The organism is Streptomyces sp. NPDC059850 (assembly GCF_042731515.1).
Taxonomy (GTDB): Bacteria; Actinomycetota; Actinomycetes; order Streptomycetales; family Streptomycetaceae; genus Streptomyces.
In genome coordinates, this window is record NZ_JBHWJI010000095.1 from 1 (window position 1) to 22,439 (window position 22,439).

Annotated in this window: 22 protein-coding genes and 1 tRNA gene; 6 read left to right on the forward strand and 17 right to left on the reverse strand. The window is 68.4% G+C overall.

Going from position 1 to position 22,439, the window contains the following annotated elements:
* Nucleotides 1-94: 94 nt before the first annotated feature.
* The 5 genes from ACFV9T_RS40835 to ACFV9T_RS40855 all read right to left on the reverse strand — a co-directional run bounded on the left by ACFV9T_RS40835 (nt 95) and on the right by ACFV9T_RS40855 (nt 4,509).
* Nucleotides 95-1,069, reverse strand: coding sequence for a hypothetical protein (locus ACFV9T_RS40835; protein WP_385448452.1), 975 nt, complete (start codon nt 1,067-1,069; stop codon nt 95-97).
* Nucleotides 1,066-1,203 carry a hypothetical protein gene (locus ACFV9T_RS40840; RefSeq protein WP_385448455.1) on the reverse strand — a complete coding sequence of 46 codons (138 nt, stop codon included), beginning with the start codon at nt 1,201-1,203 and terminating at the stop codon, nt 1,066-1,068. Before ACFV9T_RS40840 ends, ACFV9T_RS40835 begins: the two co-directional genes overlap by 4 nt.
* Nucleotides 1,204-1,776: 573 nt before the next feature.
* On the reverse strand, nt 1,777-2,499 hold the full coding sequence (locus ACFV9T_RS40845; RefSeq protein WP_385448458.1) for an ATP-binding protein: 723 nt from the start codon (nt 2,497-2,499) through the stop codon (nt 1,777-1,779).
* 220 nt (nt 2,500-2,719) lie between these two features.
* Nucleotides 2,720-3,118, reverse strand: coding sequence for a hypothetical protein (locus tag ACFV9T_RS40850; protein ID WP_385448461.1), 399 nt, complete (start codon nt 3,116-3,118; stop codon nt 2,720-2,722).
* A gap of 176 nt (nt 3,119-3,294) precedes the next feature.
* The gene (locus tag ACFV9T_RS40855) at nt 3,295-4,509 is read right to left on the reverse strand and encodes a helix-turn-helix domain-containing protein (RefSeq protein WP_385448464.1); all 1,215 of its coding nucleotides are present in this window, start codon (nt 4,507-4,509) and stop codon (nt 3,295-3,297) included.
* Between the two features lie 165 nt (nt 4,510-4,674).
* Here ACFV9T_RS40855 and ACFV9T_RS40860 point away from each other — a divergent pair, with 165 nt between their 5' ends.
* Nucleotides 4,675-4,890: an SUMF1/EgtB/PvdO family nonheme iron enzyme gene (locus tag ACFV9T_RS40860; RefSeq protein WP_385448467.1), complete on the forward strand. Its 216-nt coding sequence runs from the start codon at nt 4,675-4,677 to the stop codon at nt 4,888-4,890.
* A 41-nt stretch (nt 4,891-4,931) separates the two neighbouring features.
* Here the strand turns inward: ACFV9T_RS40860 and ACFV9T_RS40865 are convergent, their stop codons facing one another.
* From ACFV9T_RS40865 to ACFV9T_RS40890, 6 genes are all read right to left on the reverse strand, one after another.
* Complete coding sequence (locus ACFV9T_RS40865; RefSeq protein WP_385448469.1) at nt 4,932-6,101, reverse strand: helix-turn-helix domain-containing protein; 1,170 nt, start codon at nt 6,099-6,101, stop codon at nt 4,932-4,934.
* The gene (locus ACFV9T_RS40870) at nt 6,088-6,900 is read right to left on the reverse strand and encodes a hypothetical protein (protein WP_385448472.1); all 813 of its coding nucleotides are present in this window, start codon (nt 6,898-6,900) and stop codon (nt 6,088-6,090) included. Before ACFV9T_RS40870 ends, ACFV9T_RS40865 begins: the two co-directional genes overlap by 14 nt.
* Before the next feature lie 200 nt (nt 6,901-7,100).
* A complete protein-coding gene (locus ACFV9T_RS40875) occupies nt 7,101-8,810 on the reverse strand; it encodes a relaxase/mobilization nuclease domain-containing protein (protein ID WP_385448474.1) in 1,710 nt (569 codons plus the stop codon).
* Complete coding sequence (mobC, locus tag ACFV9T_RS40880) at nt 8,810-9,448, reverse strand: plasmid mobilization relaxosome protein MobC (RefSeq protein ID WP_385448477.1); 639 nt, start codon at nt 9,446-9,448, stop codon at nt 8,810-8,812. Before mobC ends, ACFV9T_RS40875 begins: the two co-directional genes overlap by 1 nt.
* A 139-nt stretch (nt 9,449-9,587) precedes the next feature.
* On the reverse strand, nt 9,588-10,430 hold the full coding sequence (locus ACFV9T_RS40885) for a DUF2637 domain-containing protein (protein ID WP_385448480.1): 843 nt from the start codon (nt 10,428-10,430) through the stop codon (nt 9,588-9,590).
* A gap of 159 nt (nt 10,431-10,589) precedes the next feature.
* Nucleotides 10,590-11,783 carry a DUF3631 domain-containing protein gene (locus ACFV9T_RS40890; RefSeq protein WP_385448483.1) on the reverse strand — a complete coding sequence of 398 codons (1,194 nt, stop codon included), beginning with the start codon at nt 11,781-11,783 and terminating at the stop codon, nt 10,590-10,592.
* Between the two features lie 261 nt (nt 11,784-12,044).
* On the opposite strand from ACFV9T_RS40890, the gene ACFV9T_RS40895 reads away from it, so the two are divergent.
* The 3 genes from ACFV9T_RS40895 to ACFV9T_RS40905 all read left to right on the forward strand — a co-directional run bounded on the left by ACFV9T_RS40895 (nt 12,045) and on the right by ACFV9T_RS40905 (nt 14,156).
* On the forward strand, nt 12,045-12,602 hold the full coding sequence (locus ACFV9T_RS40895; protein WP_385448486.1) for a transcriptional regulator: 558 nt from the start codon (nt 12,045-12,047) through the stop codon (nt 12,600-12,602).
* Nucleotides 12,603-12,792: 190 nt separating this feature from the next.
* A complete protein-coding gene (locus tag ACFV9T_RS40900; protein ID WP_385448489.1) occupies nt 12,793-13,005 on the forward strand; it encodes a helix-turn-helix domain-containing protein in 213 nt (70 codons plus the stop codon).
* Nucleotides 13,005-14,156 carry a tyrosine-type recombinase/integrase gene (locus tag ACFV9T_RS40905; protein ID WP_385448491.1) on the forward strand — a complete coding sequence of 384 codons (1,152 nt, stop codon included), beginning with the start codon at nt 13,005-13,007 and terminating at the stop codon, nt 14,154-14,156. Before ACFV9T_RS40900 ends, ACFV9T_RS40905 begins: the two co-directional genes overlap by 1 nt.
* 55 nt (nt 14,157-14,211) lie before the next feature.
* Here the strand turns inward: ACFV9T_RS40905 and ACFV9T_RS40910 are convergent, their stop codons facing one another.
* The 3 genes from ACFV9T_RS40910 to ACFV9T_RS40920 form a co-directional block, all read right to left on the reverse strand.
* Nucleotides 14,212-15,450 (reverse strand): multidrug effflux MFS transporter, encoded by a 1,239-nt coding sequence (locus ACFV9T_RS40910; RefSeq protein ID WP_385448494.1) that lies wholly within the window; start codon nt 15,448-15,450, stop codon nt 14,212-14,214.
* Entirely contained in the window at nt 15,447-15,974 is a 528-nt protein-coding gene (locus ACFV9T_RS40915; RefSeq protein ID WP_385448497.1) for a MarR family winged helix-turn-helix transcriptional regulator, read from the reverse strand. The genes ACFV9T_RS40910 and ACFV9T_RS40915 overlap by 4 nt, the downstream gene beginning before the upstream one ends.
* Before the next feature lie 82 nt (nt 15,975-16,056).
* Complete coding sequence (locus ACFV9T_RS40920) at nt 16,057-17,403, reverse strand: MFS transporter (RefSeq protein ID WP_385448500.1); 1,347 nt, start codon at nt 17,401-17,403, stop codon at nt 16,057-16,059.
* 167 nt (nt 17,404-17,570) lie between these two features.
* Between ACFV9T_RS40920 and ACFV9T_RS40925 the strand changes: the two genes are divergently transcribed.
* Nucleotides 17,571-18,185 carry a TetR/AcrR family transcriptional regulator gene (locus tag ACFV9T_RS40925; protein ID WP_385448502.1) on the forward strand — a complete coding sequence of 205 codons (615 nt, stop codon included), beginning with the start codon at nt 17,571-17,573 and terminating at the stop codon, nt 18,183-18,185.
* Between the two features lie 47 nt (nt 18,186-18,232).
* On the opposite strand, the gene ACFV9T_RS40930 is transcribed toward ACFV9T_RS40925, so the two are convergent.
* A complete protein-coding gene (locus ACFV9T_RS40930; protein WP_385448504.1) occupies nt 18,233-18,682 on the reverse strand; it encodes a MerR family transcriptional regulator in 450 nt (149 codons plus the stop codon).
* Nucleotides 18,683-19,061: 379 nt separating this feature from the next.
* Here ACFV9T_RS40930 and ACFV9T_RS40935 point away from each other — a divergent pair, with 379 nt between their 5' ends.
* Nucleotides 19,062-20,552, forward strand: coding sequence for a SulP family inorganic anion transporter (locus tag ACFV9T_RS40935; protein ID WP_385448507.1), 1,491 nt, complete (start codon nt 19,062-19,064; stop codon nt 20,550-20,552).
* 207 nt (nt 20,553-20,759) lie between these two features.
* Here the strand turns inward: ACFV9T_RS40935 and ACFV9T_RS40940 are convergent, their stop codons facing one another.
* Both ACFV9T_RS40940 and ACFV9T_RS40945 read right to left on the reverse strand, forming a co-directional pair.
* Nucleotides 20,760-21,515: a hypothetical protein gene (locus tag ACFV9T_RS40940; protein WP_385448510.1), complete on the reverse strand. Its 756-nt coding sequence runs from the start codon at nt 21,513-21,515 to the stop codon at nt 20,760-20,762.
* 325 nt (nt 21,516-21,840) lie between these two features.
* A tRNA-Gly gene (locus ACFV9T_RS40945) sits at nt 21,841-21,914 on the reverse strand.
* Nucleotides 21,915-22,439: the final 525 nt, after the last annotated feature.

Genomic DNA, 22,439 nt, shown 5'->3' on the forward strand with positions numbered 1-22,439 from the left:
GGCCCTGCTTTCATGCCCGCTTCGGCTGGAGATCACCCAACCGAGTCGCCGCACTCGAACCAGTGATCACCGTGATCGATAGAGCAACGGCTTCTTAGCCGCTGAGCTGCCGGGCGATGTCCAGCGCCGCGTACGTCACGCTGGCGTCGGCTCCGGCTCGCTTGAGCATGGTGAAGAGTTCGATGAGCCTGCGCACGTCTCGTTTGCCGGTCTTGGAGTCGAGGGACGAGAGGGTGGTGTACTCGCCGGACACGGAGAACGGGAAGAGCGGTGTCCCGGTGTGCTGCTTGAGGTGGGTGAGCACGTCGGCGGTGAACATGGCGGGCTCCAGCAGGAGCATGTCGGCACCGTCTTGGACGAGCTGGAGTGCCGCGTCGATGAACTGCTGGGGCTTGCCGGGGTTGATCTGGAACTCGCGGTCGACGCCTGCCTTGGGCGTGGCACCCATGGTGCGTCGGAAGCCGTCGTAGAGGCTGCTCCAGAAGATCACGTGCGGCATGACGGAGACGCTGCTGAATCCCTCGTCGTTCAGCGCGGTTCGGGCGCCCTGCGTGGTGCCGAGCACCATGGAGGCCGGCCCCACGATGTCGGCTCCTGCCGCCGCGTGTGCAACGGCTTGCCGGGCGGTGACGTCGATGGTGGCGGGGATGTCCGGGCGGCCGTGTACGTCGGTGACGTAGCAGAGCCCGGAGTCGGTGTACGAGCACAGACACGTCTCCGTCATGACCGCGAGGTCCGGTTCAGCGTCCTTCGCGGCACGGACGGCCCGGGCCATGAGCGCGTCGGGCACGAGCGAAATCTCTCCCGTGGCGTCGCGTCGGGTGGACTCGGCGAAGATCTTGACCGATCGGATGCCGTGTAATCGTGCTTCGTGCATCGCTGCGGGGATCTGCGGGACCGTGACGGTCGGCATGGGGCGGTCGGCCTGCTGCTCGGTGACGAGCAGCACCATGGACAGGTCCGCGGGGGTGAGTGCCGGGCCTTCCAGGAAGCGGCGGACGGCCGGACGGCTTCGAAGCGGGTTTGTGGTGCTGCGACTTCGTGCTGGTGGCGTCGCAGTAACGGTCATCTGTCCCTCATTTCGTTGGGTGCGCGGACGCGCTGGCTATCGGTTGGTTCCTCGCGGGCACTGGTGCTGGTGCTGGTGGTGATGGCGCCGATCAGGTCGAACACCTCGTCGCCGTCGTCCAGGGGTGCTGTCAACGCACCTCTCCTTGTGGTGGCTTCGTGCGGGTCCCGCCTCGCGCTGTTGACCTGCCCTTGCGAGGTCGGGGGAGCCTCCAGTTCACACAGCGGAGACGGGACCCGGACCCCGCCCCGGCCACCAACGTGCCTTCCTCGCCGCATGGCGAGGCTTCCTGCGGCGTCGGCGGCCGGAGCGGGGGCATATGGGGTTCGCTGCCGTGGCACCGAGCGTGTCCTCCTGCGGAGTTGGGAGGCTTACGGGCCAGACGGTCAGCGAGTAGTGTCCAGTGTGGTCGGCGGCAGTGAGCCTGAAGGGCTTTCCTGCGGCAAGTTGAGTGAGGGCGGCTTCCTGCTGCACCTCGTCGTCGCACCAGGTGCGGAAGAGCGCTGGTACGTCAGGCAGGCCGTCGCTCACCGGCTGCATGGGGGCAGTGCCGAGCCAGGGCGCCTCGGGGCTGGGGTCGAGCCCGTCGGCGATGTGAAGCGCATGTCCACGGACGCGTCGAAGGGCGAGTCGGCGGCTCCTGGCGTCGTGGTGGCCGAGCACGACGCGCACGACCTGGCCGTCCACCGGCCCTTCCCCGGTCGCCTCTACCCAGTAACGCAGCACTGGCATGCACTCCCTTCTGGGGCTGCGAGGGCCATGGGAAGGAAGCGGACGGGACGCGCGTGCCAGACGAAGGCGTGCGGTCCGGCGACGAGGGGGAGGGTGAAGTCCTCGCCACGTTCCAGTGCTGCGGTGGCATCGCGCCAGCCATCGGAGAGCCAGTCCCAGAGATCCGCAAGGAGGGGTTCTCCGATGGTGGAGGCGATGACTCGCATTTGGGTGCGGGCCCAGCTGATCGCCGAGGTCGGCTGGGGAGATGCGCATGCGGCGAGGCGTTCTCCGTCGGCCCCGCGCCACTCGCACCAGAATCCGGGTGTGATCCGCATCGGTGCCGGGGCTGCGATGGTGGCCCAGGTCCTGCTGCCGTCGTCGGTCGTTCCCCATTCGTCGGCGAGGGTGTCGACGATGAGCATGCCGCGCCCCGTCTCCTCGTAGGAGGCAGGGCGCTTCACTCTGGGGTGGCCGGGGGATCCGTCGCCCGCGTCGATCCGTACCTCTCCCTTGAGGTGGGAAAGGGAGAAGCTGATCTCGTCTCTCTCGCCGTATCGGACCGCGTTGGTGACGAGTTCGCTGATGAGCAGGGTCGCTGTCTCGACACACTCGCCGAGCCCCCACAGGCGCAAGTGCGCCGCGCTGATGCGCCGGATCTGGGCGACCCGCTCAGGACTACGGGTGCAGGACATGACGAAACGGTCGGGATAGTCCATGCGGCTCTCCGGAGCGTCTGTTTGCGGAGTCCTCCCCTGCTGCGGGTGGGCAGGGGGTATGCCGTCGTTGAACGCGCCCGGTAACTTCCCGCGCAACTCCCGGGGAGCGGTTGCGCTCGGCGAAGCGAGAGTGATCACACCGTCCTCCACGAGGTCGGGGAAGAGAAGCTGGCATCGAGGGATGCGGAAGCGGCCCGCACCGCTCATGGTTGGAGCGTGCTCAAGCCCTGGGGGAGCGGCATTTCCGCTCTGGCGAACACCCCATCGCATCCGTGATCTGACGCTCGCGGTCTCGTACCGCCAGGAAGCCGCCGGCCTCCTCGACCTCAGCCACGATCTGGTCGTACTCGTCCTGGCGTGGCGAAATCATGGAGCGGTACGCGGTGAGGATCGCACCGGCCTCGTCGGCTTTGATGCGTTCGATTGCCTCGTACAGACCCGTGCGCCCCTGTGGGGCGGAGAGGCCGGTGTTGTCCACGATGGTGGCCACGACGTCCCAGCCGTACATCTCGGCGTGCTCGATGCACTCCTGACGAGGCAAGGTGGGATCCGCGTTCGCGGCGGTGCACACGTAGACGATGACCTTGAATCGCTCGACCCCAACGGTCGCGTCGGTCAATTCCCGCCTTCGCCATCGTTGTTGTGGCGTGAGGCGAGGTGACCGGGCAACAGGCGCCGTCGTGTGCGCGTTTCCAACCATGCGCCATATCGTGTCGGCGCGCTCACGCGGGGTGAACGGACGGAGCGTACGACTCTCCAAGGTCGTATGGGCGTGACTCGTACGCTGCGTACGACTTAAACGATCAAGGGCACGCCGATGATCTCGCTGATCGAATGAACCTTCGACGTGGAGACCTTGGCCAGCCGCCTGCCGATCACCCCGGGAAGGGCCTGGTGCTTGATCCACTCCGGCGCGTCGAGCCCGACCTCGATGAGGGTGTCACCGGCCTTGTCGTAGAGCTTGGCTTCGACCTGGGCGAGCGCGACGTCCAGCTTGTAGCGGTTGCGCGCCAGCTTCGGCATGGACTTGGGGAGAGGGGTCTCCTTTTCGAGCTTCAACGCCCGTCCGAAGTCCCCGAGCGCGACCCGGATGCCCACCGCTTCGGTGTTCGCCGCGGTCGGGCCGAAGTGGGTGCCGTAGAGCGACTTGTCGCGGCCAACGCGATAGGCCGCCGCGTGTGCTCGTGAGAGGTACTCGTTCGCCGCCGCTTCGCCCCTGCCCTTCTCGAAGCGTGAGGCGGCGACGGCCGCGGAGATCATCAAGCGACCGTAGGCCAGCAGCTCAGGGCCGGGTGCCTTGCTCAGCGGCGGTTCGATCCGGGCGGCTGCGCGCTCGGCAACCATCATCGCCTGCTCGACCTTCGCATCTCGGAGGTAGGCCCACGAGAGCGTGGAGTCCAAGAGAGCCGACAGTGCCGGATCGCCCGCCTCCGCACTGAGGTGATGGGCGGAGGTGAGCGCGGCGAACGCGAGATCGCGCTGACCGAGCAGGATGGCGTTCGACGCGGCGGCCTGATAGGTGCTCGCGAGCAGGCGGCCGAGCTGTTCCCGCTCCCAGCCGGAGACCTGCTCGTACCGCGCGCGTCCTTCTCTGAGGATCTTCGAGGTCAGATTGCTGAACTGCCCGTTCTCCCCCTGCCAGTACGCTTCGTAGGCCAGCCCGTGAGCGCGGGTCAGCTCATCCAGACTGCTCGGCTCCCCGATGCCCTTCCAGTCGCCGAGGGCACTCTCGTGTACGGCGTCCGCGAGCTGCCGCAGCGCCGCGCGGGCCTCCAGGCTCATGTCGTGGCGCGGTGCCTGCTGGCCGAGGATGACGGCGACGTCCGTACGCAGGCCCGCGGCGAGCTTGAGCAGGTAGCCGATGGACAGCTCGCCCTTGTTCTGCTCGGCCTTCTGCACGGTGGCGACAGAGATGCCGGCCAAGTCGGCGAGCTGTGTCTGTGTAAGTTCCGCAGTACGGCGGAGGTACTTGATGCGCTCCCCCGTCGTGCGGCTGGCCCAGTCGCTCACGTTCACCCCAGCGGGTTCGGTCAGGCATGGTCGCGTATTCCGATGGTACGGCTCACGCCCAGCGCTGCGAGGGGCAAAGGGGACAGAAAGATCGAGCCCGACTCAGGCGCTTGACCACGAAGGACGACGCTTGCCCGTGACTCGGCTGCCTAGCCAGGAACGAACTTGCCTGGATTTTCGGGCGGTGATCCTGATCGGAAACCTCGTCGACGGCGCGCAGGCGCATGGACGCGGTCCACCTCGGGCGGACCGTACCCGGACAGCCTCTTGGGTCACCCGGATACTTGGGTGACCTGGCGTGATGCCGCAACATACGCCGTCTGGTGCGGCAAGCTGCTACCGAACAGCGCGCGATGGGAGAAGCCGCCCGTGGCCTGCTGAGGTATGAAGCGGGCGTGATCCTCGGCGTAGCCAACGCGCCCCTACTGCACGAGTCGTAGGACAGGGCGTTGTTCTTGGACGCCCAATAGGTCGCGGACGCGCTTGGTCGTCCAGGCCAGCTCATGGGCAAGTTTGGCTGCTGACAGGTCCGTTTCCTTGCAAGCCAGTTCGAAGGCTTGCCTCAGTAGGGATGGCTGCTCGCCTGAGAAGTTGGACACGGCCTCAGGTGCGAAGCCGGGCTGGCCGTCCAGGGCCCTGAGACGCTGGTAAGTGCGGCTCGCGGTGGCGTCGGAGATCAGCCCTAGCTCACGGCATCGGTAGACCAGCGAATGGATGGATACACCCCATACCCGCCGGAGCTCGGCCAGCTTCGCTAGATCCATACGCTTGGGGAGAAGCGGCAGGATGCTGTCCTGAGGGGTCAAGAATTCAGCGGCGAAAGCGTCGGCTTCTTTCTCCTGCCGACTGTCGCCGGTGGCGTCGCCGTGGAGTACGAGATGGCCGAGTTCATGGGCGGCTGTGAAGCGGTGGCGATACACGTCGTCGGCCCGATTGGCTGTGAGGATCACGAGTGGCCGGGCCGCTCGTGTGGAGAAGGCGTCCACGGTCGCAGCCGACGGATCGGATGCTGGCGGCATCACGACGATGATGCCGTGTGACTCCATGCGCCGCACCAGGTGTGTGACCGGACCCTCTCCCAACCTCCAACGCCGCCGGAGTTCGCGTGCCGCTGCTGCCGGGTCGGTAGGAAGCTCCGCCCCAGGGTGGACCTCTCCACCGGCGAATCCAGGCAGGTCCACGAGGGGCAACTGGATCCTCTGCTCCAGGGCATAGGTGAGTTCCCAGATCTGCTCGGCAAAGGCCAAGGCCCGCTCCCGCTGCGACTTCGGTGTGCTGCGCAAGCTGCGGAAGTGGGCCATGGAGGCATCGAGCCGGTTTGCAGGACGGCCGACCAGGAAGAAGGTGGCGGGTACGCCCAGTACTTCAGCTAGACGGGGGATCAGGTCCGGACGGGGGCGTGAGACCCCCGTCTCGTACTGGCCCACAGCGGCTGGTGTCACTCCCAGGAACGTTGCGACATCCTTTTTTGTCATCTCGGCCAGCCGACGTGCCTGCGTCAGCCGAGCAGGGTCGAAGCCATCGGAGATGGCACGGGGTGTTGCGCCCCGCTCCTCCAGGCCCGGGATGAGGTCTTGCTTAGTCGGTCGCATCGTCTTCGCTGGTCTGGTCCTCGACTGGTTCTGGCTCGGTCAGCGGCGGAACGTCGTCCCGCTTCCGGTCCACGTTCGGGCGCGAGGACAGCGTAAGCGCTGGCTCCGTCCCATGATCGAAGCTGGTGTGTTCCGCGGCCGGGGCCATCGACTGGCTGGGAATGCTGACCAGACGCTGTCCGTGGGAGGTGACCGTCACAGGCAGGGTGAGTGGCTCGGGACCGGTCCTCCACTCCAGGTGCCGACTCGCGCCCAAGGAAGCGATTCCCCAGTGCGCATCCAACAGCTCGGAGACGTTGCATGCGAACGGCACGAGGACCAGATGGGTGCCGGGTGGAACGGTCGCGAGGCCGCCGCGCGGCTCCACTGTCTCGACTCCATCGTCGAAAGCGAAGAAGTCGAAAGCGTCCTGCACGTGTGTCGGCTCGGGCGCGAAGGTGAAGAGTTCCTTGATCAGCTGCGACTCGTAGGGGATGCGGGCCGAGCGGACGTCCGACTTCTTCTTCGAGTATAGGAACGGGTAGAGCAGTCCGTTCCCGATGAGCATCAACTCGAACGGGAAGCGGTACGGCTTGACCGACCTTGCTCCCGGGAGATCCTTCAGCTCGTCCTGCATCCGCTCAAACTGGCCCTGCCAACGAGACACCCCGTAGGTGTGGTTGGTGCGCGAGCCGACCTGCTCCTGCGCGGCCTGAGCATCACTCTGCATGTTTCGCAGCGACTGACCCAGGGCGACGCGGACCGCCGGTGCTTGCTTGCCGAACACCTCGGTCGTCCAAGGGGGAAGAGCAACATTCATGCGGACGACTCCTCGGGTCGAACTTCGCATTGCAGCACCTTGCTACCGAGTGCACTTTAGTTGATGTCAAAGTTCTTGCACAAGTGCTTGTGTGGAGTGCGGAATTCGTACTCACCCCCTCACGGTGGCTAACAAGGTCTCCCTGCCGGCCGTGAGCCGGTGACAGGGGGCAAGGGCCCGAGCTGGCGACTGGTCCTGCATCATCGGCGAGGCCGAAGTGCAGGAGCGTGCAGGTTCCTCGGGGGCTGGCTAATCGGTACGGGCTGGAGTCGCCGCGGCGAGGCAGCGCTGCGAGCTTGCGCCGCGAGGGCTCGCGCGCTGGGCACCGGCCTTTCGGCGAGGCGGTGGACACGCCAGACCAGGACTTGGGCCGGGGAACGGGCGTCGTCGAGCGCACGCTCGTTGGCGGCTTGCTGGAGGATTCGCGCGGGGACGTGGCCGGAGTGCTCGGCATCTGTGAGAGCGGTGGCGAGAGCGTCCCACGCAGGATCGCTGAGGACCTGCTCCGCGTATGCGGGTACGACCTGGTGCAGCTGGCGGGCGAGCCGGTCGACCACCTGTTGGGGCGGTTTGCGCTGAGCGAGGGCGGCCAGGGGCGCTGCGGCGGCCTGTTCGTAGGCGGTGCGCAGGTGGAGCAGGGTCTGGTGGGCCGCGGCGACCTGCTGGTCGTGTTGGCGGAGCCGGTGCCAGCGGGCGGCGGCGGTGGCGACTAGGAGGGCGACGTCGAGGAACATCGCGAGGCCGGCCCCGTCCCCGGTGACGGGAGCCGAGCGCAGGGTGCGGATGGCGCTGCGCAGGGCTCGGGCCTGGTCCTGCTGGGCGCGGATGCGGGAGCGGGTGGCGCGTTCGAAGACGATCGCGGCTTGCTGGAGTTGGGGTCGGAGGTCCTTGGGAGCGAGGAGTGGCAGGGCGTCGAGGGCTTCGCCGAAGGCGGCGATGTGGGCCTGGGCGGTTGCGTCGTCGGATTGTGCGAGGCGGGTGGGGATGCGTTCGGCGGCTGCGGTGGCTTGGTGCCAGGGGTTGGGACGACGGTGGGTTTCCGGTGCCGTCGTTGGTGGGGTGTCGAGGTCTGTGAGGCGTTCGCGGATCTTGGGGAAGGACAGGTCGGGGGCGAGTTTGGAGCCGGAGTGCCAGATTGGGTCGCCTGCGGCGTTGGTGTCGCCTGCGAGGGCGATCTTGTAGCCGCGTATTTCGCCGGACGGGAAGTACTGGATATCCACGTGCACGTTGTCGGTGCGGGTGAGGATGTCCAGGAATTCTTCGGGGCTGGTGGCGACGGAGACCGCGGTGCGGACGGTGGAGCGCAGGCGTTCGCGGGCGGCCCGATGGTGACCGGTGCGGTGGGCCTTCTCCTGCTCGGCTCGGGTGGGGCGTTTCGCGGCGGTGCGGTCGCCGCGTATGACCTGCTGGAGGCCGTAGTCCTTCTCGATGGCGGCTAGTTCTTTGTCGGCGGTGAGGTAGTCGTTCCAGTGGCGGGCGGTGCGCAGGTCGCCGCGGACCTTGGTGGCGGCGATGTGGATGTGGTCCTCCGCGTGGCGGACGGCAACCCAGCGGCAGCCGTCCGGGTCGCCTTCGGGGGCGATGCCGGTGGCGGCCACGATGCGGCGGGCGATCGTCGCCCATTCGTCGTCGCTGAGGGTCCGGTCCTCGGGGGAGGCGCGGAGGGAGCAGTGCCACACGTGCTGCTTCGGCGCTCGACCAAGGCGCTTGGCCTGGTGGAGGCGTAGGTCGAGGTCTGCCACGAGGAGTTTCCTGGTGGCGTTGGAGTCGTTGCTGCGGCCGGGGTCGGGGGCGAAGCCGTCCCAGGAGGCGACCAGGTGCGGGTCGGTGTGCTCGTTGGCTCGGCCGGGGCCGTAGAGGTACCTGATCAGGCCGGCGGTGTCCTTGCCGCTGCTGATCTTCGCGATCATCAGGCCGCCTTCGCGGAGACGGCGTGATTCATGACCGCCGCGATGTTCTGGATCGTTTCGCGGACGGTGTCCAAGGTGTGCTCCGCCTGGGTCAAGACGGTGGTGTCCACAGGGTGTGGGTCGCCTCCGGCGTTGAGGCGGAACGCGATCTGGTTGACGTTGTTGCCGATCGCGGCGACTTGGGCGCGCAGGTTGGCCAGCTCGTCGATCACGTCGTCGAACTGGGTGCGCTGGCCGGGGAGGCGGAGGTTGCCGTCGAGGTAGGCCATGACTAGGGCGCCGACGAGGTGGGCGCTGGCGATCTCCATCTCCCGGGCCAGGGCGACGATCGCGCGCTTCTCGTCGACGCTGTAGCGGACGTCGACACGCTCTTTGCGCTGGACGTCTTCGCGGGCACGACGGCGGGCGACACGGTGCACAGTGTCGTCGGCGCGGGCGACGGGCGACTGCTCGGGGGCGTCGGCGGGCTGTTCCTCCTCGGGTACCCCCTGGTGCCCGAGGTCCTCCGCCGCCCCCGGGGCGGAGGCATCCGCGTTGGACCGGCCCTTGGACGGTCCAACGCCATACCTTGCTGCGCTGGTTGCGGTGGTGGTCATCTCCTGCTGGTTGGTGGCGGGTTCGTTGTGCGGGTTGTGCATGGAAGCGTCTCCGTGGACGGGGTGGCGGGGGTTGATGTCGGGTGGACTCGTCACGGGCTGGACACCCGTCCCCGTGTTGACCTGCGCGGGGACGGGTGGGACGGGTCAGCGGCGGGCGGGACGAGTGCGGTCTTCGAGGTCAGTCGGCCTTGGCGCGGGCTGTGTCGAGTTCGGCTTGGAGGATGTGGGTGGCTTCGTCCAGGCGGGCTCGGCCGACGCTGTGTCCCTTGGCGCGGATCGCCGTTTCGACGGCGCGGCGTGAGATGCGGCCGTCGCGTCCTGGAGGAGCGGTGCGTCCGATGCCGACGAGTTCGTCCATGGTGGCGCTGGGCTGTCGGCCCTTGGGCTTGGCGGGCGGTTCCTCCGCCACGTCGTCGGCGTCTCCCGCCACGTCCGTGGCGCTGGTCGCTGGCGCGGTCTCCAGGCGTTCCGGCTCGTCATCGGGGTGAGTGGGGTGTGGGCGTCCGGTGGGCTGGTGGTCGTGGCGGCTGGTGTTGATGTGGCGGTGCGCGGCGCTGTCCTCCTGGTGCCGGACGCTGGTGGTGTGGCGTTGGATGACGAGGTAGAGGTGGACGGCTCCGGCGAGGGCGAGTGGGGCGATGGCGGACAGGGCGCCCACGGTGAGGTCGTCGAGGTGCAGTCCGGTGTGGCGGGTCTGCTGGTTGAGGCGGATGGCGTGCAGGGCGTTGGCCCAGATGCTGGTGGCGGTGGCCAGTCCGACGAGCGCCCATACGTACAGGCGGGAGCGCGAGGGGGCGGTGCGCAGGATGAGCAGGGCGCGGACACCGATGGCGATGAAGCCGTCGATCACGAGGGGGAAGGCGTAGGTGAGCAGTCCGCGGATGTGGATGGCGACGGCCATCTGGCGAAGCGCGTCGTAGGAGAGGGCGAAGCCGATCGCGCCGAGCAGGGCGATACCGACGCGGATCGCACCGGTCCCGGATGTGGGAGCCGGGGCGGTGGTGGAGCTGAGGGAAGGCAAGCGGTGGCACTCCAGGAGGTGCGGTGACTCGTCCCACCCGTCGCATGCCTGGTCAGGGCAGGTACGGGTGGAACGGTGATGTCGGGTCGACCCGTTGCGGACCCCACACCCGTCCCTACGCTGACCTGCGCGGGGACGGGTGGGACGAGTGGAGTCGGGTCAGGCGGCGGTGCCGTCGGAGCACGTGCTGGCCTCGGTGGGCTCGGGGGCTGGTGCGGGGCAGTAGCGGGCCCACGCGTCGAGGAACTGGGTGCGGGCGAAGCCCTTGGCCTGGGTGCCGCCGGGGAAGCGGTGGTTGGCCGAGCTGATGCCGTAGTCCTTCAGCAGCACCCGCAGGCTGCACGGATTCAGCCCGTGTGGGCCGTATCCGGCCCAGGGGGCTTCGGTGTCGGCGTTGAGCTGCTCGATGAGGCGGCTCGTGCGCAGGATGGCGGGGTCGTCCTCGGCGGCGAAGACCTGGCGGATGTCGACCAGGATGCGGGTACGCAGTCCGGCGTTCTCGTCCTGCCCGGCCTCGTGGGCGGACATGGTCCGGCAGGCGGTGCGGGCGAGCGAGGGCCAGTCGCCTCCGGCGAGGTCGGCGACGATGACCAGGGGCTCCCAGGTGTCGGCCGCGCGGTCTTCGACGGGCATGTCCGGCTCCATGTCCATCGCCTTCGCGTGCAAGCGGCGGAGCCAAGCGGTGAGGCGGTCGCGGATGGCGTGGAGGGCGGGGGTGTCACGGCCGGTACGGAAGGCCGACACGCTTTCTCCGGCGGCTCGTCGGCGCATGCGGACGACCACCGACCGGTCCATGATCGTGTCGGGGAGGTCGCCGATGCCTGCGAGGGCGGCCATCGCGAAGGTGGGGAAGGCCACGGGGGTGTGCTCGGGGCCGGTGACGCGCAGGGTGGGCCGGTTGCGCTGGTGTCCGGCGTTGAGCAGGCCGCGCAGGTCCTCGTTGCGCTCGGCGGCCTTCTGGCTGCCGAACAGGGTGTCGGCCTCGTCCACCAGCAGGGTGGGCGGGCTCTTCTCGGTGATGGACCGGAAGATCGCCGCAGGGCTGGCGTTGACCGTGATCAACGGGGCGCGGACGGTCTCGGTCACCACGTCCAGCAGCCGCGACTTGCCGCACCGCTTGGCCGGACCGACCACGGCAAGGCGCGGGGCGTGCTGCCACGCGGTCTGCAGATGCGTGGCCGCCACCCACAGAGTGACCGCGGTGAGGGCTTCCTCGCTGGGCGGCACGACGAACCGCTTGATCTGCGCCCGCAGATCGCGCAGCACTTCCTCGCCCGCGGGCGGTGAGGTGGGAACGTCGGTGGGGTCGCCGGGCGGGGGGAGGGATGGCGTGTTCGGCTGGGCGTCGTCCATACTGGGCGTCGAGCTCCTCTGCTTGCGGGCCATATGGGACGGCAATCCCGGCCTCGCAGGTTGATCGCTAGGGATGGCGGTTGAGAGGTTTGCGCTTCAGCCCCCCGGTAGTCGCCGGGGGGCTTTGCGTTGTGGCGTGAGGGTCGGGTCGCGCTCCTGGTGTGTGATGCGGGGGTACTACCAGCATGCCACATGAATTGCGAATCGCAGAAGTGTTCTGCATCTCGCAGAAGCCATGTTACTCTTGAGGGGTCCTTGCGAATGGCAGGGGCTTGCTACGCATGGAAGGAGGTGGCTGTGGTTGACGACGACGCTCCGCAGGGAGTCCTGCTCAGCGGCGAGGAGAACGTCGCGGTACGGATCAAGCTGGAGCGCGAGGCGCGCGGCTGGAGCACCAACGCCCTGTCCGACCGCCTGAACGAGGCCGGCTTCGAGATGAACCCGTCCGGAGTCTGGCGCATCGAGAACCGCAAGCGCCGCATCAACCTCGACGAGGCCATCGGGTTCGCCGAGGTCTTCGGCCTCGACCTGCGCAACCTCGTCGGCCCCCCGAAGCTCGCGGCCAAGGCCCGCGCCATGGAACTCATCAACGCGGTCGTCGACACGTTCCGTGAGACGCAGCGCGCGAATGCCGACCACACCCGTGCCCGCGACGCCCTCGACGCCTACCTCACGGAACACCCTGAGATCCGCGAGGAGGCCGAGGTGGCGGTCTCGAACGCCATCGCCGAGGCCAGCGCCGCCCACCTGATGGAGACGTACGGACCCCCGCAGGGCGACCACCCAGACGCCGGAAGCGGATCCAGCGACGAGGCATAGCCCGTCGCCCCAACCCGTCCTGGGCCCGCAAACCCCCAGGACGGGAGCCACACCACATCCCTCACGATCGACCGGCAGGCCGGTGTTGCCGCACCTACGCCTGCCAGAAGAGGACTTCACCCTTTGCGCCCACTGGCGATACCCCATGCCTCCACGCGGATTCCGAGCGCCGCGAAGGAGGTGATCATGCATGGCTGAACGCCTCCTCACCGTGGAAGAGGCCGCCGAGCGCCTCGGCACCGGCGTGCGCTTCGTACGGCGGCTCATCGCCGAGCGGCGTATCCGCTACGTCAAGATGGGCAAGCCCGTCCGCATCCCTGAGAGCGTGCTGGCCGAGTACATCGAGGCCCACACCGTCGCGTCCCGCCGCGATATGCGCTCGCGCTACAGGAGGGCGGCTTGATGGCGGGACGCAAGCCGCAGCGGCGGCGCGAGTTCGGCACGGTGCGTCAACTCCCCTCGGGCCGATGGCAGGCCCGGTACTGGGCGCCGGACGGGTCCCGGCGGAAGGCGCCGGAGACCTTCGACACCAAGACCGACGCGCAGACCTGGCTCACGCTGACCCAGGCCGACATCGAGCGCAATCACTGGGTCGATCCGGACGTCGGAGCCGTGAACTTCGAGGCGTACGCGCTGAAGTGGGTGGAGGAGCGCGGCCTCTCCGCGACCACGGATGAGCTGTACCGCAGGTTGCTGCGGCTGCACGTCCTGCCCGCCTTCGGTGACATGGACCTGGACGAGATCACGCCGCCTGGCGTCCGGAGCTGGCGAGCCGAGCGGCTCAAGGCGACGGGTGCCACGACGGTCGCCAAGTCCTACCGGCTGCTCAAGGCCATCATGGAGACCGCGGCCGACGACGAGCTGATCCGGCGAAACCCCTGCCGGATCAAGGGCGCTGGCATCGAGAAGGCCAGGGAACGGCCGACCGCGACCGTCGAGCAGATCGACGTACTCGCCGACGCCATGGGCCCGAGGTGGCGGCTGATGGTGTACTTCGGCGCCTACGGCCCGATGCGCCCAGAGGAGCAGGCGGCTTTCCGACGGTCCGACGCCACGCTCGACCCCCTCGCGGTGCGGGTGCGAGAAGCGGCCCCCGAGCTGACCACCGGCCGCCGGGTCGAGGGCGACACGAAGTCGGACGCCGGTGTGCGCACCATCTACCTACCCGGCTTCCTCTACATCGAGGTGAAGCGACACCTCGATTGGTTCGCCGAGAAGGAGCCCGACGGCCTGCTGTTCGTGGGCGAGAAGGGCGCCCCGTTCCGGCGCTCCTCCTTCGGCCGCAAGTGGCGAAGGGCCCGTGCCAAGGTCGGGCTGCCGGAGGACTTCCGCTTCTACGACCTCCGCCACACCGGCCACAGCCTGTCCACCCAGTCCGGGGCCACGCTCAAGGACACGATGGTTCGGGCCGGGCAGTCGTCGGAGAAGGCTGCGCTGATCTACCAGCACTCCGATGACGAGCGGCAGCAGGAGGTCGCGGAGGGCATCGACGCGAGGGTGCGAGCGGCGCGCGACAGGGCGCTGTCCCGGCCACCGAAGGCGCGGGAAGCCTGACGGCTAAGTGCGGGGCTGGGGCGAGTCGATGCGCCCCAGCCCGCCTGCCCTTCGCTCAGGGCTGGTGCGTCAGCCGGGTGGCAGTGGCCGCGAGGGTGGCCAGGGCGAGGCAGACGGTCATCACTGCTGCCATCGGTGCGGGGCTGTGGGTGCCGAACAGCCCGACCAGCGGGGAGGCGGCCGCCCCGAGGAGGAACTGGCCGCCGCCCAGGAGGGCGGAAGTGGCTCCGGGCGCTGTGCGCCCGCGGCTTTGGGCGACGGTGACCACGGTAGGGAAGAAGACCCCGAACGCGGTGAGGGAGAGCAGGAGACACAGCCACGTCACGGGCATGGTGCTGCCGACGGTCACCTGGACGAGCAGCAGGGCTGCTGGGCCTGCCATCGCCAGCACGGCACTGGCGATGAGAAGGGTTTCGGCGGACCAGCGTTTGGCCAACCGTCCGCAGGCCAGGCTGCCGGCCATGTTGCCGATGGCGTTGACGCCGTAGACGAGGCTGGCGAGAGCCGGGGCGAGGTGGTAGATGTCCTGGAAGACGAAGGTGGTCCCGGCGATGTAGGCGAAGACCGCTGCCCCGCCGAAGGCCAGAGTCAGTACCGGGGCGATGACGGTGCGCTGGGCGGCGACCTGTCCGATGGTGCGAAGGCTGGCGGCCAGTCCTCCGGTCAGGCGCGCGTGTGGCGGATGGGATTCCGGGACCCAGCGCAGTACGCCCAGGACGAGGAGCAGGCCGATGAGGGCGAGCGCTGCGAAGACGTAACGCCAGGACACCACCAGCAGGATGGCTCCCCCGGCCAGCGGGGCCAGGACCGGGGCCGCGGCGCTGATCGCTCCTAACCGGGAGAAGGCCGTGGCGAGTTCACCGTCGTCGAACAGATCGGTGACCACTGCGCGGGCGATGACGATTCCGGCCGCTCCCGAGAAGCCCTGCCCGACCCGCGCCGCGTTCAGTACGGCCAAGGTCGGGGCCACGGCGCACACGACGGAGAAGAGGGCGAACAGCGCGGTCCCCGAAACGAGGACTGGGCGGCGCCCTATTGCGTCACTGAGCGGTCCCAGGACGAGCTGTCCGGCGATGATGCCCGCCAGGAAGCCGGTCAGGGACATCTGCGCGCCCGAGGCATCGGCCCCCAGTGAACGGGCTAGGTCCGGAAGCCCGGGAACGTACATGTCGGTCGCCAGCGGACTGGCCGCACTCAGCCCGGCCAGTACCAGGAGCAGCCGTGCCCGTTGTGGGGCCGCGACGCCAGGAGTGTGACGAGGTCGGGCCGCGTTCTCGGTGCGGCGAACGGTCATAGCGGGGGAGCCGCCCCCTCCGCGTCCGCGGATGCGTGCGCCAGCCTGTCTCGCGGTTCAGTGGCGACTTCGGCCGCGGCCACCTGCTCCAGCAGTCCGGCGGCGATCTGCAACACGCCGCGCTCGGCAGGCGACAGCGTCTGCCTCAGCGCCTCCGCCAGCCATCTATTGCCGTCTCGGACGTGCTCTTTCAGCGCTTCCCGCCCCGCGTCCGTGATCGCGATGTTCTGGCGGCGCGCATCCACCTCGCTGCGCGAGCGGTGAATACGACCCTGCTCCTCCAACTCGTTGAGCACTCGGGTCAGGGACTGCACCTGCATACCTTCGATGGCGGCCAGTTCGGAGGGTGTCAACGCGCCGCTGTGCCGAAGGTTGGCCAGCACCGAAGCCGCCAGCCGCGTCAGCGTCCGGCTGCTTCCCGGCTGCTCGGCGCGGAGCCGGGACGCCAGTCGGGAGACCCCCCACCTCAACGACTCGGCCAGCAGGAGATCTGTGTTCGCTTGACTGCCTGCGTCACTATCCACAAATAGCAAGCTAAGCCTTGGTATTAAAGAACCTCAACCCTTGGAAGGGCGCCTGTTTGTGAAGCGTTAGCTTGTTTTCGGGTCACCGCTCGTCTTGGTCGTGTGGGGCAGGCAGCGTCAATGCCAGTGCGGCGACGCCCGCGCACATGGCCGTGATGGCCAGGAACACTGCCCGGTAGGAGGCGGTCGTATCGGCAGTGGTTGAGGCGAGGGTGACCAGGGTGGCCAGGCCGAGGGCGCCGCCGATCTGCCGGGTCGCGTTCATCAGCCCCGAGGCCGCTCCGGCGTCTTGCGCGGGGATGCCGGAGGTGACGGTGGTGGTGATGGGGGTGATCAGCAGGCCCATCCCGGCGGACATGATGACGCCGGACCCGAGCATGCCGTCCAGGTAGCCGCTTCCCGTCTCGATCCGGCTTTGCCACAGGAACCCGGCCGCGGACAGCAGCGCGCTGCCCACGATCAGCGTCCGGGGTCCGGTGCGCCGCATGACGGCGGGGGCCGAGCGGGCGGCGGCGATGCCGACCAGGGTGTGTGGCAGGAATCCTGCCCCCGTGGTCAGCGCGCCGTAGTGCAGCTCGTCCTGCATGTAGAGCGACAGGAAGTACCACATGGGGATGAAGCAGGCTCCGGCCAGCAGCATCACCGCGTTGCCTGCCCAGACCGGGTGCATCCGCACCAGGCGCGGCGGCAGCAACGGTGCTGTCGCGTACCGGACTTCGACCGCCGCGAATGCGGCCAGTGCGGCAACGCCGACAGCGAGGCCGACCAGGGCTGTCGGTGCGTGCCAGCCGTGCGTGCCGGCCTGGGTGACGCCGTGGACGAGCGCGCCCACGCCGAGCGTCGCCAGCATCGCCCCCGGCAGGTCGAGCTTCCCGACCTCGGCGCGGGCGCGGTCGGCGGGCAGCAACCGCGCCGCGGCGAACAGGGCCACCGCGCCGATGGGGACGTTGATCAGCAGGATGGACCGCCAAGTGAGGGTGTCGGTCAGGACGCCGCCGATCAGATTGCCCGCGGCCCCTCCGGCGGAGCTGACCGCGGTCCAGGTGGCCAGCGCCCGGGTGCGGTACGGCCCTTCGGCGAAGGTGGTGGTCAGGATCGTCAGCGTCGCCGGGGCCAGCACCGCGGCACCCAGCCCTTGCACGGCCCGCATCGCGATCAACAGCCCCGGCGTGGTGGCCACTCCGCCCGCCAGACTGGAGGCCGCGAACAGCGCCAGCCCCCACAGGAAGACCCGGCGGCGCCCGTACAGGTCCGCCAGGCGCCCGCCGAGCAGCAGGAACCCGGCGAAGACCAGCGCGTAGCCGCCGACGACCCACTGCAACCCCACCGCGTCGAACCCCAGGGCGTCCTGGATCGCGGGCAGCGCGACGTTCACCACCGACACGTCCAGCACCACCATGAACTGGGCCGCGCACGCGAGCCACAGCACCGCTGAGTTCCTGTGGCCCGTAGCTGGTTGGGGCGCGGTGTCCGGTGTGCCACTGCCTCCATGTGTCGCACGGAATCCCATGACCCTCCCGTCGTCACCGCCGTCGCGATTTTTTATCGTACAGCGGTACTATGAAAATCTGGGGCGGAGACAGGAAGGAGGGCGGGGTGCCGAAGCGGGTCGATCATGCCGAGCGCCGCGCGCACATCGCCGATGCGCTGGTCCGGGTGGCCGCGGCCGAGGGGCTGCATGCGGTGACGATGCGGGCCGTCGCGGCGGAGGCGGGTATGTCGCTGAACCTGGTGCAGTACTACTTCGACTCCAAGGCGAAGTTGATGCACGCGGCGCTGGAGCGACTGGAACGGCAGAGTCACGAACGATGGTCGGCCCGGCTGGCCGACCTGCCGCAGCCGACGACCGCGCACGCCTTCATCGCGGCCTTCTGCGCCGAGGCCCTGCCCACTGACGAACCCAGCAGTGCCTTCCACCTGGTGTGGACCTCGTACGCGGTGCTGGCGATGACCGATCCGGACCTGGCCGCGCAGCCGTTCATCGAAGGTCCCAACCGCCTGGAGCGGCAACTCACGGACGTCCTGCGGCAGGCCCAGCGCGAGGGCGAGTTGGCTGCCGATCTGGACGCATCTGTTGAGGCGGCGCGTCTGCTGGTCATGAGCCACGGTCTGGGCACCAGCGTGCTGGTCGGTCAGCGCACCCCGGAGGCGGCGGAAGCCGTGCTGCGCCATCACCTCACCGGGCTGTTCAGCCTGCCCGCCGAGAGGTGAGACCGAGGGTGGGTGTCACCGCGTCTTGGTGAGGCGTTGAAGCCTCGTCACTGGGAATGCTGTGCCGAGGTGAGGCGCTCGCTCAGTGTGGCGGCGAATTCCTCCGCCCGCGCCAGTTGGGTCCGCAGGTCCGCCACCCGCTGCTGCGCGGCCTCGTGGAAACCGTTCACCCGCTCCAGCAGGTCCTCCCGCTCACCGGGCGGCAACTGCGTACCGGAGTCGAGGCGGTCGGTGGCCTCCAGTAGGTCGCGCATCTGATCCAGGGTGAAGCCGAGCGGTTTCATGCGCCGGATGACCATCAGCCGGGCGACATCGGCCTCGGTGTAGAGGCGGAAGCCGCCCTGGGATCGGGCGGAGGGGACCACGAGGCCGGTCTCCTCGTAGTGCCGGATGGTGCGCAGGGACAACTCGGTCCGTGCGGCGACCTCACCGATCTGCATGTGCTTGCCGTCCACGCCCGTGATCCTCTGGCCCTTCTCGTCCCCGGCAGGTCGCATCCGGTCGCGACCCCTCCCGATCTCTACCCTAACGTTAGGGTAGAGTTGCTAGCGGCGCGGGCGGCCTGTCGCTGCCCCGCTGTTGCCGTGCCGGGGCCGATGGCGCCCCCGGCGAAAGATTCGATTCTTGCAGGAGAACCGCGTGCGCGAGCCCAAGACGCCCGCCGCCGCGCCCTGCCCGCCGTGACGCCTTGCCCCTGGACGTGAGCCCCGCCGCACCATCGCGCCACGGTCCCCCTCTCCGACTTCCGGCCCGCGCCTGCACGCGGCCGTGCGCGGAGGGTCGGCCCGGCCCTCCGCACCGTTCCCCGCACGCCCAGCCTTGCTGAAAAAGGGGCGTGCCCGAGCACGAGGTTCTTACCCCTTGTCTGGTTCCGCTGTGTCCCCGGCCGCGCGCCTGCGTGGTCTGAAGCCCGATTGGCTGACCGATCCGAAGGTCTGGCGTACCGAGGTCCTGGGCGGCCTCGTGGTCGCGCTCGCGCTGATCCCCGAGGCGATCTCGTTCTCGATCATCGCCGGGGTCGACCCGGCCATCGGCCTGTTCGCCTCCTTCACCATGGCCGTCACCATCTCGCTGGTCGGTGGGCGCCGCGCGATGATCTCCGCCGCGACCGGCGCCGTAGCGCTGGTGATCGCTCCGATGAACCGTGAGCACGGCCTGGGGTACCTGGTCGCCACGGTGATCCTCGCCGGTGTATTCCAGATCGCGCTGGGTGCGCTGGGGGTGGCGAAGCTGATGCGGTTCGTGCCCCGCTCGGTGATGGTCGGCTTCGTCAACTCTCTCGCCATCCTGATCTTCATGGCGCAGGTGCCGGAGATGACGGATGTGCCCTGGGCCGTCTACCCGCTGATCGCGGCCGGGCTGGTGCTGATGGTGTTCTTCCCGAAGGTCACCACGGTGATCCCGGCCCCGCTGGTGTCGATCGGGATCCTCACCGTCATCACGGTCGCGGCCGGGATCGCGGTGCCCACCGTCGGCGACAAGGGCGACCTGCCGTCCTCTCTGCCGGTGCCCGGCCTGCCCGACGTGCCGTTCACCCTGGACACGCTGACCACCATCGCGCCGTACGCCTTCGCGATGGCGCTGGTCGGTCTGATGGAGTCGCTGATGACGGCCAAGCTGGTCGACGACATCACCGACACCCACTCCAGCAAGACCCGCGAGTCCATCGGTCAGGGCATCGCCAACATCGTCACCGGCTTCTTCGGCGGCATGGGCGGCTGCGCCATGATCGGCCAGACGATGATCAACGTGAAGGTCTCCGGCGCCCGCACCCGCTTGTCCACGTTCCTGGCGGGCGCGTTCCTGATGGTGCTGTGCGTCGTCTTCGGGCCGGTCGTCTCCGAGATTCCCATGGCCGCCCTGGTCGCCGTCATGGTCATGGTGTCGTTCACGACCTTCGACTGGCACTCCATCGCCCCCAAGACGCTCAAGCGGATGCCCGCCGGGGAGATCGCCGTCATGGCGATCACCGTCGCGGTCGTCGTGGCCACCCACAACCTGGCCATCGGTGTCGTCGTCGGCTCGATCACTGCCATGGTCGTCTTCGCCAAGCGGGTCGCCCACCTCGCCGAGGTCACCGCCGTGACCGACCCCGACCACGCCACGGTGGTGTACCGGGTCACCGGCGAGCTGTTCTTCGCCTCCTCCAACGACCTCGTCGGCCAGTTCGACTACGCCACCGACCCGAAGAAGGTCGTCATCGACCTGTCCGCTGCCCACATCTGGGACGCCTCCTCCGTCGCCGCCCTCGACGCCATCGAGGCCAAGTACGCCCAGCGTGGCAAGACCGTCGAGATCACCGGCCTGAACGACCCCAGCGCCCACCTCCACGGCAAACTCAGCGGCGAGCTCACAGCCAACCACTGACGATCACCCACCAGAGCAGAGGACCCCTTGCCATCAAGCGGGGGTCCTCTGCCGTCTCAAGAGTGCGCCGTGAGTTGTCGGTCCAACTGCTGATACGTGTCTTCGTCGCCCACGTAAGAGGCGCAGGGCCTTGGCGCGCACTTGGTGGACGCGGTGTCGAGTGGGGTAGAGCCGATTGTCCGCCGCAGGCCCCTCGTTCAATTGCCCTCAGACTCCGAAGGGGCTGAGGTGGGGTGTGAGTGTGGCCTCCAGCCGTTGCACTGCGTCTTCGTGGTCTCGTAGGTGTGGCTTCATGATCCATAGATCTTCGCGAAACGGTTCGAAGCCCAACGATTCCCACGTGCGCTGAACTGCGGACTTCTCCCGAAGTACCCGGTCCTCGTCGTCGCGTTCGTCAACGGGGATGTCGATGGGGAACGGGTGGGTTGCCACGAGAGCGGCGTGTACGGATGTCCAGCGGAGCATGCGAGCGATCAGCAAGCGCCCGACTCCGCCGAGACCGCGCCACGCCGGCGCGATGCGAGCTCGGTCGATGATGACGACCTGTGTGCCTGTGACCAAGCAGTCATCCAGATCTGGATGGAGGCCCAAATCTCCTGACGAGTCGAAGAGCCGGGCGAAATGCTCGTAGTCGGAGTCGCGTGAGTCCAGCGAGTCGTAGATGCGGCCGATGCGCCAGAGGTCCAGTGTGAGGCCGGACATGGAGAAGACGGTCAACTCCGTACTGTCGTCGTGAGCGGTGCGAGACAGCGACACGTCCTGAGCCAAAAGCCGTTGGTTGGCGGCCGCCTCTTCTTCGTCGTCGGCGTTCCACAGGGGCAGCACAGCGCGGCAGTCCCACTCCAGCGTCGCGGGGTCGTCGTCAGCGTCCATCGCGACGAGCGAGGCGCTGGAGTTGAAGCGCAGTTGCAGGCGATGGAGGGATGGCAGGAGAGCGGCTCCGGCCGGTGCAGCAGCGGTCATGGACCGTCACGCTAGCCCTGTCCGGGTGATCGTTGATGGTGTTTCGGTGGGTAAGGGACTGCGTCATCGGGTCGACTGACCACGGAGCGCGGAACGACTGGCGCTTTGCGGGCGCAACAGCACGCCGATGCGACAGAGGGTGGCGCAGGTCACAGAAAATGCATCTCGCTCTGTGAGATTGACATGTATGCGTCGCCCCGTGCGGGCCTGTACCGTGCCCTTCGGCGGTGTTCCGTACGCCAGTTAGGGCACGCGGAGGGCATGGTGGCCTGTAAGAGGTCTAGACAATAAACAAGGCCCGGGTCTGTGACCTGGGCCTTTGTGCTGGAGCGGGTGACGAGAATCGAACTCGCGCTCTGAGCTTGGGAAGCTCATGTTCTACCATTAAACTACACCCGCGAGACGGTCCCGATCCCTCGGTGCCGCATCGTCGCTCACTGTACCCCATGGTTGACCCCGCCGCATTCGCTGTGGGGTTTTCGCGGTTTTCGGGGGGAGTTCGAGGGGCTTCTCGGCGGGGTGGAGTGGGGGAAGGTGCTGTGGGGGTGCGGGAGTTGGGGCGTACCGTGTGGGGGCGGAGTGCCGCTTGGAGTGGTCCGCGGTTGATCCCCTAATGTGGCTTTTGTCGTCCGCTCATCCACGTTCATGGGGAAGGGACTCAATGGAGCGCACCGTCGTCCGTTGTGCCGAAGGGCATGTGTTCAGCACCGCTTCGTTCCCGATGCGGCACCTTACGGTCGACCGCATCGGGCCCGGGCGGCTGCTGCGGTGTCCGCGTTGCGCGAGGCTCCGGCATTCGGTGCCGGTGGCGCGCGAGTCGCGGTAGAGCGGTAGCAGCAGCGCGTAGTCGCGGATAGTCGCGGGTAGTTGCGGTAGTCGAACGAAGATCGTGGGCGCGGGCCCGGTCCCTGGTGGGGCCGGGCC

Coding starts and splice junctions, on each gene's coding strand:
- mobC (WP_385448477.1), bottom strand. CDS start 9,448: ATGCACAACCCGCACAACGAACCCGCCACCAACCAGCAGGAGATGACC.
- ACFV9T_RS40865 (WP_385448469.1), bottom strand. CDS start 6,101: ATGCGACCGACTAAGCAAGACCTCATCCCGGGCCTGGAGGAGCGGGGC.
- ACFV9T_RS40905 (WP_385448491.1), top strand. CDS start 13,005: ATGGCGGGACGCAAGCCGCAGCGGCGGCGCGAGTTCGGCACGGTGCGT.
- ACFV9T_RS40845 (WP_385448458.1), bottom strand. CDS start 2,499: ATGGACTATCCCGACCGTTTCGTCATGTCCTGCACCCGTAGTCCTGAG.
- ACFV9T_RS40910 (WP_385448494.1), bottom strand. CDS start 15,450: ATGACCGTTCGCCGCACCGAGAACGCGGCCCGACCTCGTCACACTCCT.
- ACFV9T_RS40895 (WP_385448486.1), top strand. CDS start 12,045: ATGGCAGGGGCTTGCTACGCATGGAAGGAGGTGGCTGTGGTTGACGAC.
- ACFV9T_RS40890 (WP_385448483.1), bottom strand. CDS start 11,783: ATGGACGACGCCCAGCCGAACACGCCATCCCTCCCCCCGCCCGGCGAC.
- ACFV9T_RS40900 (WP_385448489.1), top strand. CDS start 12,793: ATGGCTGAACGCCTCCTCACCGTGGAAGAGGCCGCCGAGCGCCTCGGC.
- ACFV9T_RS40930 (WP_385448504.1), bottom strand. CDS start 18,682: ATGCGACCTGCCGGGGACGAGAAGGGCCAGAGGATCACGGGCGTGGAC.
- ACFV9T_RS40875 (WP_385448474.1), bottom strand. CDS start 8,810: ATGATCGCGAAGATCAGCAGCGGCAAGGACACCGCCGGCCTGATCAGG.
- ACFV9T_RS40870 (WP_385448472.1), bottom strand. CDS start 6,900: ATGAATGTTGCTCTTCCCCCTTGGACGACCGAGGTGTTCGGCAAGCAA.
- ACFV9T_RS40835 (WP_385448452.1), bottom strand. CDS start 1,069: ATGACCGTTACTGCGACGCCACCAGCACGAAGTCGCAGCACCACAAAC.
- ACFV9T_RS40940 (WP_385448510.1), bottom strand. CDS start 21,515: ATGACCGCTGCTGCACCGGCCGGAGCCGCTCTCCTGCCATCCCTCCAT.